The 1,446-nt window shown below is 65.6% G+C and carries 2 protein-coding genes; both read left to right on the top strand.

The features are described from left to right. A partial coding sequence (locus AC1D1X_RS23155) for an ammonium transporter (RefSeq protein ID WP_477699324.1) occupies nt 1-1,187 on the top strand: 1,187 nt, incomplete at its 5' end. Nucleotides 1,188-1,226: 39 nt separating this feature from the next. Then, nucleotides 1,227-1,446: hypothetical protein (locus AC1D1X_RS23150; protein ID WP_477699323.1), on the top strand; the 220-nt coding region annotated here is incomplete at its 3' end.

Genomic DNA, 1,446 nt, shown 5'->3' with positions numbered 1-1,446 from the left:
CCGCACTGGTATTGCTCATGACCCTGCCCGGCATCGCCCTTTTCTACGGCGGCATGGTGCGCAGGAAAAGCGTGCTCAATGTCATGGCCTGCGTCGTCGCTATCTGTGCCGTTGTCAGCCTGCTCTGGTTTGCGGTGGGGTACTCCATCGCCTTCACGCCCGGCAAAGGTGCGCTTGGGCACTATCTGGGTGGTCCCGAGCGGCTCTGGTTCACCGGGCTGGACTACGTGAAGGATGCGCAGAAGGTGGCCGTGAGCCATATCGCGCCCAACATTCCCGAGTCGGTCTACGCCATGTTCCARCTGACCTTCGCCATCATCACGGCCGCGCTGGTGGTCGGATCGTTTGTGGAACGCATGCGGTTTTCCGCGATGCTGGTGTTCATGTCGCTGTGGACCGTCGTCGTTTACGCACCCATTGCCCACTGGGTCTGGGAGCCCAATGGCTGGCTGGCGCGCATGGGCGCGCTGGACTTTGCCGGCGGCTCGGTCGTGCACATCAATGCCGGCATTGCCGGGCTGGTCTGTGCCTACGCGCTCGGGCCACGCCACGGCTACGGCCGTGAACCGTTTACGCCTTTCAACCTGGGCCTGACCATGGCCGGTGCCGGCATGCTGTGGGTCGGCTGGTTTGGCTTTAACGCCGGCTCCGCCGTGGCCTCCGACGGCCGGGCCGGCCTGGCGATGGCCGTCACGCACATCGCGGCGGCCGCGGGCGCTCTCTCGTGGATGGCGGCCGAATGGATTGTTCGCGGGCGTCCTTCCCTGCTGGGACTGTGCTCGGGCCTGGTCGCCGGGCTGGTCGCCATCACGCCGGCGGCGGGCTTTGTCTCGCCGCGCGCGGCCCTGGTGTTTGGCCTGGTGGCCGGCGTGGCCTGCTACTGGGGCGCTACGGGCCTCAAGCGCCTGCTCAACGCCGACGATTCACTGGACGTGTTCGGCGTGCACGGCGTGGGCGGCATTGTGGGTTCGCTGCTGACCGGCATTTTTGCCAGCAAGGCCATCTCCGGTGTCGAGGGCAGTCTGATGACCCAGGCGATCGGCGCAGGCGCCGTCATGCTCTACAGCCTGTTCATGACGGCGCTGGCCTTGTGGGTCACCTCGCTGATCGTCAGCCTGCGCGTCAGCGAAGCCGCCGAGAGCGACGGCCTGGACATCACCCAGCACGCCGAGCGGTTGGGCACGTAACTGACAAACAACGGACTCCACTTTCAAGGATTGCGCACCATGCCCTCCAGTGAAAAAATTGCCGTTGCGGCCCACCTGCATGTGCTGTTGCGCCGCAAAACCGGCCGCGTGACCGACACCGAGTGGATGGCCGGTAACCAGGAATACGCCGCCGAAATAGCGCGTTTTGCGCGGGAAAAAGCCGCCGAGGATGGCCACGTGGACCTGGCGGTGTGGGCCGACCGGCTTGAAGAAATCATGGCCACCCCCGAGCCCAAGG

It is taken from the genome of Polaromonas sp. P1_G4, assembly GCF_056405475.1.
The sequence above is the reverse complement of the archived record's forward strand: the minus strand, read 5'-3'. Positions and strand labels throughout refer to the sequence as shown.